Source organism: Methanothrix sp., assembly GCF_024518575.1.
Taxonomy (GTDB): Archaea; Halobacteriota; Methanosarcinia; order Methanotrichales; family Methanotrichaceae; genus Methanothrix_B.
On record NZ_JANIHG010000051.1, the window covers coordinates 1 to 7,621 of the forward strand.

The 7,621-nt window shown below is 54.4% G+C and carries 7 protein-coding genes and 2 pseudogenes; all 9 read right to left on the bottom strand.

The genetic code is table 11. The features are described from left to right. Window positions 1-154, bottom strand: a pseudogene (locus NQU42_RS07800) (transposase); the annotation flags it as partial. A 531-nt stretch (window positions 155-685) separates the two neighbouring features. Further along, window positions 686-1,366: a type I 3-dehydroquinate dehydratase gene (locus NQU42_RS07805; protein ID WP_296610452.1), complete on the bottom strand. Its 681-nt coding sequence runs from the start codon at window positions 1,364-1,366 to the stop codon at window positions 686-688. A 46-nt stretch (window positions 1,367-1,412) separates the two neighbouring features. Further along, the gene (locus tag NQU42_RS07810; protein ID WP_296610453.1) at window positions 1,413-2,501 is read right to left on the bottom strand and encodes a 3-dehydroquinate synthase II; all 1,089 of its coding nucleotides are present in this window, start codon (window positions 2,499-2,501) and stop codon (window positions 1,413-1,415) included. 474 nt (window positions 2,502-2,975) lie between these two features. After that, complete coding sequence (locus NQU42_RS07815) at window positions 2,976-3,548, bottom strand: metallophosphoesterase (RefSeq protein WP_296610455.1); 573 nt, start codon at window positions 3,546-3,548, stop codon at window positions 2,976-2,978. 145 nt (window positions 3,549-3,693) lie between these two features. Beyond that, window positions 3,694-3,903: pseudogene (locus NQU42_RS07820) on the bottom strand (transposase); the annotation flags it as partial. Window positions 3,904-4,106: 203 nt separating this feature from the next. Further along, window positions 4,107-4,523: a CoA-binding protein gene (locus NQU42_RS07825; protein WP_296610456.1), complete on the bottom strand. Its 417-nt coding sequence runs from the start codon at window positions 4,521-4,523 to the stop codon at window positions 4,107-4,109. A gap of 3 nt (window positions 4,524-4,526) precedes the next feature. After that, window positions 4,527-5,879 (bottom strand): MBL fold metallo-hydrolase, encoded by a 1,353-nt coding sequence (locus tag NQU42_RS07830; RefSeq protein WP_296610458.1) that lies wholly within the window; start codon window positions 5,877-5,879, stop codon window positions 4,527-4,529. Window positions 5,880-5,883: 4 nt separating this feature from the next. Further along, window positions 5,884-6,768: a sulfurtransferase gene (locus tag NQU42_RS07835; protein ID WP_296610460.1), complete on the bottom strand. Its 885-nt coding sequence runs from the start codon at window positions 6,766-6,768 to the stop codon at window positions 5,884-5,886. 506 nt (window positions 6,769-7,274) lie between these two features. Next, a partial coding sequence (locus NQU42_RS07840) for a hypothetical protein (protein WP_296610461.1) occupies window positions 7,275-7,621 on the bottom strand: 347 nt, incomplete at its 5' end.

Here is a 7,621-nt window from a genome sequence, read left to right on the forward strand (position 1 = left end):
GATACTCGCTCATCTGTGACCTCGATTGCGACTATCTCCTTCGTCTTCACGTCAACCGCCAGATGGACCTTGATCCAGCCTCGATGGACCTTCCATTTCTCTCGCACCCATTCGCCACGGTTGGTCATATCCCCTTAGAGTCTACAGCTATCACAACAGGCTCATCGCTGGACAATATCGTCTCTGGAAGGCTGAGCTTCAGCTGAGTGCCACGTCTCCAGATATTTAATCCGTAGGCTTGATCTCAGGTATCAGCTCCGAGAGTTTTCTCAAGAAGCCCTCTAGCTGCCGATAAGGTAGGTGGAAGATAACATGAATCCAGAAGCTCGATAAATGACCAGGGATAGGCAAACTTCCTCCCGCGCTTGCCGCGGTTTAGTTCCTCCAGATCTCGCTCCCAGCTCTCCAGAAAGTCGAAACACTACAACCTGCTGTGTTGAATAATTAAGAGCTCTAAGGTCGATAGCTATCGATTTTTACTAGAATTACAATTCGTATGAATCCAGCCTCTACTATCGGATTCTCAGACATTATCCAACACAGCACTACAACCGAAAGATTTATATTCGACTATAGACGTAGGCAGATATGGCAAAAGTCGTACCATTTTCCTCCCTCCTACATCCCAAACGACTTTTGCTCCCTCCTTTCATTTTCCAATGTATTTACCGCTTGCGCTTCAGCCTCATCTTGCACCAAGGCACTTGAGAGCGGTATCCAGCTCCCTGACGCTCATCTGCCCTGGCGCAGTGGGCTCTGTCACATAGCCGTAGGTCAGCACAGATCCGTAGAGTGGGGCTACAACCCTCAGATGTCTGCCAACAACACCCATACCGATAACGCATAGAGGGCGATCCTCATCTAGAACAATCCTCAGGAGATCCAGCGCATCCCGCATGGAGCGGGGGGTGACGGCTATCTTCACCACATCCGCACCCGCGCGCCTTGCGTCCTCTATTATGGATCGCACGTTCTCTGGCACGCCATTGAAGTCGTGGTATGATATCAGAGCAGGGCATGAGATGTTATCCAGGAGCAGATCCCTGCCCGGCGCCATCAGCTCGATGTCGATGATATCTGAAAAGCGCGAAGCTTCAATGAGAATACCTATTCTTTGCTCCTCCGACCCCCTGAAGGAGCCGCCCTCTGATGAGATGCGGTTCGTTGCCATCAGCGGCAGCGATACTGACGCCCTTATCTCTCTCATCACATCAGGATCCTCAAGAAGATCGAGACGCACCTCTATGAGGTCAGCTCCCTGTGACTCGGCGCTTCTCGCCGCGCGTTCCGCATCCGCCCCGAGCGATGCGACTATTGCAGGGGTTTTGATCCTCAAACTGCCAAGATCAAGCGTTCTGCGGCACATCGCACATCTCCACTGTTGGAACAGTGCTCATCGCATCGGAGATCACTCATCTCTCGATTATCGTCTCCTCGATGCTCATGCCGAAGTGCCTCGCGCTGCCCTCCTGATGCACCAGAACCTTATCACCAGGTTTAAGCTCTGCAACCGATATCGGGGTTCCGTCATCTGATACGAGCTTTATCGTCTCTGCATTCTGCAGCAGCGTGCTCACCCTGTCGCCATCGATCTCCGCCTCGACCAGGATCATCGGCCTCCGCTCGATCTTGACCCTGCCGACGACTGCGGTTCTCGTCATCCCGTCGCTGTCCACGATCGTGACCTCATCTCCACTCTTGAGCTCTGAGAGGTACCTTGTTTTATCTCCAACCCGTATGTACGCATGGACTGCCCCTGCATTCACGCGGAACGGCCTTGCCGCGACATACGGACTCTCCTCAGCCTCGCTCTGCACCAGGAAGAACGCTCTCGACTGTGAGCCCACAAGCATGCCCTCGCCTCTCCGCATAAGACTGCATGTATCGACGCATACCCTGTCGCCCATGCCGACAGGCTTGACAGCGACCACAGTCGCAGCTCTCAGATCTATCCTGCTCATAGCAAGACGCTCTGCCGCTGCCTGGACCCGCTTGATCTCAGATGGGTCCCGGGTATCAAGAAGCACGCCATCAGCACCGTGCTCGAGCGTGGAGAGGGCGACCTCGGCCTCCTCGGAGGAACGAACGCAGCTGATTATCCGGCAATCATATCCCTGGAGCGCTGCGATCATGTTCTCCAGCGGTATGACCTTCCAGTCGGTTCCGACAACGAGGAGATGATCAACATGTCTGCCGAGCTCTGTGGCGAAGAGCTCATCCTCCTTTGAGCGTATCTCAACATATCCCCCGATGGGCCTGCCCATCTTCTCGGCGGCCTCGATCTGATTCTCTCTGGGCATTGATGCGTCAAGTATCAGAATATCCTCGGATCCACGCTCGCGGCCGAAGCATGCGATCTTTATGCTGCCGAGCTCCCGCACAAGATCGATGTGATCTCTGCTCACAACCACAAAGTCGAAGCCGGATTCGAGCGCTGTGGTTATGAGCGGCTTTACATCCTCCCATTCAGTTGCAAGCGCCATGAGCCATTTCTCTTTCATAATACCTCCCGCAGGGATGGGCTTAGGGCCCCAGCCAGACTGGCTGGTATGAGCCCTCAGTGGTGCTGGTATGCTACTCAGACTCATGCCTGTATATTAACCCTCGGACTGTGTGGCAGAGCCTGTTTGGGGACCTGAAAGCCGACTCTGTGGAAACTTCGAATCTGTCGGAGGGCTTCGACAAAGTCGAAGCGCAGAAAGCCACCTTCGGGAGTCGATATGCAGAGATGCCTCGACAAAGTCAAAGCATGGCGAAACAGAAAAGCAAAAATCCCCCTAGGACCTGCCCAAATAATGTTCACCGGACGTTTTTCTCGGGACGCTGAAGAGCTGGTGCATCGTCTTACGAAGAAGCCTGTCCGAATAATGTTCACCGGACGTTTTTCTCGGGGAGCTGCTGACTTTGATGTGTTGATATGCACCTGTCAGACTCCTAGAACCGCGCATGCGATCTGCTCCAGTGTTGGATCGACTTCACACACTGTTGTTTTCGCGCTTATCCACACGTTCGGGTGGAGTCTGCGATCCGCTCAGAGAAAGCGTCTCAGCAAACTGGAGGTAGCCGCACATCGGCCTTCCCACAGGCACGATCCTGAGCGATGCCCTCCCGCCCTCCACAAGAAGTTCTGCTACAGATGGTGGAGAGAGACGGGGCCTCGTAGGGCTCCCCGGGCATAACATCATCCGACTCCCATCCCGCTGGAAGATCGGTTTGTGGAAGTGGCCGAAGAGGAGGAGATCCACATCCATCTCCCTCGCCATCATGGCTATGCCGGGGGAGTCGGGGGAGTGAGATGGTCTGTGTATGATGCCCACCCTCAGCCCCTCGATATCAAGCTTCAGACGCTCGGGAAGGGCTCTCTTCAGATCATGATGATCCGAGTTCCCAGCCACTGCATGTGTCTCCCCAAGAGACCCGAGATCCCTCAAGACCTCTGTACTGACGAGATCGCCCGCATGCAGTATCATATCGTATCCTGACAGGATCTCCAGGAGCTCCTCGGGAATGCGATCGAGATGCGTATCAGATATCAGGAGTATCTTCACATAATCACCTGGTTGAATGGAACGCGGAAACTCCGGTCTCCAAGCCGGAGTGGTTGGTGACTTATCCTGCCTCAAGAGCAGGGCTTCCTGCGCTTCGACTTGTTGTCAAAGCCCTCCGACAGATTCGAAGGTCTCATAGATCTGGCTATCCAGTATCTCCACAGGATCTACCCCTCAGTCCGAGGGTGAGTGTGTTCAACGCTGCGTTATGATCTCGATCCAGGTTCAGTCCGCAATTCGGGCAGACATGGACTCGATCTTTCAAAGTTTTTGGCACGAGAGAACCACAACCTGAACAGAGCTGTGATGTATACGTTGCGTCAACCGGTTCAACCGGCTTACCAGCCCTCTCAGCTATTTACAGTTTTCGTACGGGCTTACTCCTAAAAAATGGGAGTCTGCGCCCTGCCCGCTCCTATCACTGAGATCAGTAGCTTGTGGCAGTGAAAAATTCGCGATCTTTTATGCCAGTGAACGCCGAATCCAGAAGTGCCATTCGGCGAGTGTGACTCGCAGACAGCTCTTACGCGGCGATTTCAGGCGATCCATCTGGCAGTCTCACAGAAGCTTCCTGCACTCGACCTTCATGCAGTAGCCCACCACAACGTTGAAGCCCTCGTCTGCGAGCTCACGTGCCACGGTCATGTCCTCAGTGCCCGGCTGGAACCAGACGGTCCTGCATCCCTTCGCCCTGACCTCCTCCGCCACCTCCCTGGCTGCGGATGGCCTTCTGAACACATCCACTATGTCTATATCCACTGGTACGTCTCTCAGTGATGAATAGACACGCTCCCCCAGGATCTCCTCTCCGACATGGTTCGGATTTACGAAGAACATCCTGAAGCCGTAAGTCCTTACGACGAGCGACACGAAGAAGCTGGGTCTATGTGGATCTTTGGAGGCGCCCAGGACCGCCACGGTCCTGGACGCTTTAAGCAACTTTTTCAGTTCTTCATCGCCCCTTATAATAGGCACCTGTCACACCTGCCTCACAACAGGGCATGTCACGCTCTTCCACCCAGCCAGACCTCCGAGAACAACCGCTATGCTATTCCAGCCATGCCTCTTGAGGAACGATGCTGCCACCATGGAGCGCATGCCGCTGCCGCAGAATATGTAAACCGCTTTCTCTCTTGGCACCTCGTCCATCCTGCGGGGCAGCTGCGTGACGTGGATGTGATGCGCCCCGGTTATGCTCTCCTCTGAGACCTCCTTCTCGGATCTCACATCGAGTATCCATGCCTGGCCGCCCTGATCCAGATGTCTGCAGAGCTCCTGGACAGTCACAGTTCTCACAGAGATGCTCTCCAGGCCGGCCATGTGCCAGGCCAGCATCCCTCCGCCAAGGTATCCTATGATCTCATCGTAGCCCATTCTCATCAGAATTCTGCCCGCCCTGTCGATCTCATCGCCCACCAGGATTAACGGCATATCGTACGGGAGATACCATCCTGCGAGTGCAGAGAGCCCATCCATCCATATGAACTGCGATGCAGGTATGTGGGCCCCGCCGTATGCGATCTCAGATCTCGTATCAAGAATCAGGCACTCATCGAGCGCATCCGCAACCTCCTTTGGGGAGAGGGGGGAGACAGCACGCCTCTTGGGCCTGTGCCCCTTTAAGTTCAGCTCCTCCATCCGCCTGAAGTACGGGGGCCTCTCGAGCTCAACAGCAACACTTTTGATGAACTCATCCCTGCTTCCAGCCCTAAGCTTCGGGTTGTGGAGTCTCTCAATCCCTATCGTCGTCCAGGGGCGGTCTGTTATCGCAGATCCGCACACAGAGCCAGTCCCATGCGCTGGGCAGAGGAGGACCCCGTCACCCAGCGGGAGGATCCTCTGAAAGATGCTCTCGTAAAGCATGCCTGCAAGCTCCTCAGCGCGGTCCATGCCGAGGAGATCCACGCGCCCGACATCTCCCGCGAAGAGCGCATCTCCCGTGAAGACCGCGTGTGGAACTCCGGCGCGATCCTTCAGGAGATAGGCCATGGAGCCGAGCGTGTGCCCGGGAGCTGATATCGCCTCGATCTGCCAGGAGCCAATGCGCCAGACCTGCCCATCTCTGGCGGGCGCGCCGTACTGGTAATCGAGCTCAGGGTCCGCATGCCAGACAGATGCTCCCGTAAGGGCGGAGAGCTCCACAGAGCCTGTGATGTAGTCCTCATTCCTGTGCGTCTCAAGGATGTCTGTTATGCGCATACCGTTTCTCGAGGCGATATCCACATAGACATCGCAATCCAGCCTCGGATCTATGACAACCGCACTCCTAAGGTCGCCTACGATGTAAGAGTAATGCGCCAGCCCCTCGGAGGCGATCCTCTCAAAGAGCATGCTCTCACCTTGGATTCGGGCCTGTGACCGTCGGGTTCTCCGGATAGGAGGACCACTCTGTGAAGGATCCCTCGTAGATCCTGACATCTGGATGTCCAAGATAGTATTTGAAGAAGAGGTACTCGTTTGTGGCCTCCCTGCCTGTTCCGCAGTATACGATTATCCTTTTGCCCTCGAGGTCGAAGCCGCCAATCAGGGATCGCAGCTCCTCATCATCTCTAAGAAGTCGACTGTTATTCTCTGTCATCAGCCGCCTCCATGGAAGGCTGTGCGCGCCAGGGATGTGCCCAGGCTTGACCCACATGCTCTGGCCCTCATACGATGGCGTAGGCCTTGCATCAAATAACATAACATCCTCTCTCCCCATAATGCTCTTCAGCTCCTCCATCTCCACGAAGTGCTCGCGCCTTATCTCAGATCTGAAGCTGCCCTCCTGGGCATCAGGAAATTCCTTCGTCAGCTTCCGTCCGGACTCCATCCAGCTCTCGATGCCGCCATCGAGAATGTGCACCATGCGGTGGCCGAAGCGTACGAGCGCGTACGCGACCATCGTCTGCTCCAGGCCATCACCAAGACCCGCCGCGCATCTGCTGTAAACGCCAGGGCCGCTGTAGACAACCACCGGCACATCTCCGGATATCCCCATGCTTCTGAAGATAACCTCTATCGACTCTGCCGGCACGAAGCTGGCCGGCTGCCTCCTGCGTGCAACCCTGAGAAGTCCCTCATTCATGTACACAGCACCAGGGATGTGTCCCATTATGTAGTCGTGCACGTTCGGCTGTGCATCGATTATTCGCACATCCTCCATGTTATCATCCAGCCAGTCCGGAGATACCCATCTGACCTCGCTCTTTGAGGGATACGGATACTCTCTCATAGAACTCATACCCCACTCTGCAACATAACAGCAGCATATTTTCTTGCAGGATTCTATTTCAATTTATCCGGTCTGCGGACGTATGGATGCGTAGATCAGCGTCCCGAGCACCTCATCCGGCTGAGCACTCGCTCAGAGGGTTACATGTAAATGTGGGTTGCTGTGTTGGATAAGTCCTAAAATTCGTAACCGAAGGCCATTAGGGGTAAAGATGGAAATTAGCCAAGAATCAATGCCGAGAGATGGAATTCTGAAAAAGTTATCCAACACAGCAATGTGGGTCTAAAAACACATCATTCGATGAGAATCCATAAAAAGGGCCAGGATCCATCGATATTTCGCATGATGCGCTGGGAGAGTAACAGCAGGGCAACACATCGCGATCGATTGCTCAGCTTTTGAGACGGCCTCGATATGAGTCTATTTGTATCTGTATGAACAAAAAAGTGGGACTTTGGCCCCAAATTATTCTGGGAGACTCGCAGCAGCGGTTGGTCGCCTCGGAGCTGCGTTGCCTAAGGGCTTGTTGGAACTGTATGGTACGGAGGGTTTGTCGAATACTGCCTTATGTCGTACGTATCCCTGGTCCTGACGAACTGCTGTATATCGTAGGTCGGCTTCTGCTTTAAGTACGCCTGTACGTCGTAAAGCGGCTTCTGTCTGAAGTACATCTCAACATCGTACGTATCCCTGGTCCTGACGAACTGCTGTATATCGTAGGTCGGCTTCTGCCTGAAGTACGCCTGTACGTCGTAAAGCGGCTTCTGTCTGAAGTACATCTCAACATCGTACGTATCCCTGGTCCTGACGAACTGCTGTATATCGTAGGTCGGCTTCTGCCTGAAGTACTGATCTACATCAT

Excerpts from the sequence above, each read along its gene's own strand:
- NQU42_RS07830 (WP_296610458.1), bottom strand. The coding sequence starts at position 5,879 with ATGCTCTTTGAGAGGATCGCCTCCGAGGGGCTGGCGCATTACTCTTAC.
- NQU42_RS07810 (WP_296610453.1), bottom strand. The coding sequence starts at position 2,501 with ATGAAAGAGAAATGGCTCATGGCGCTTGCAACTGAATGGGAGGATGTA.
- NQU42_RS07805 (WP_296610452.1), bottom strand. The coding sequence starts at position 1,366 with ATGTGCCGCAGAACGCTTGATCTTGGCAGTTTGAGGATCAAAACCCCT.
- NQU42_RS07835 (WP_296610460.1), bottom strand. The coding sequence starts at position 6,768 with ATGAGTTCTATGAGAGAGTATCCGTATCCCTCAAAGAGCGAGGTCAGA.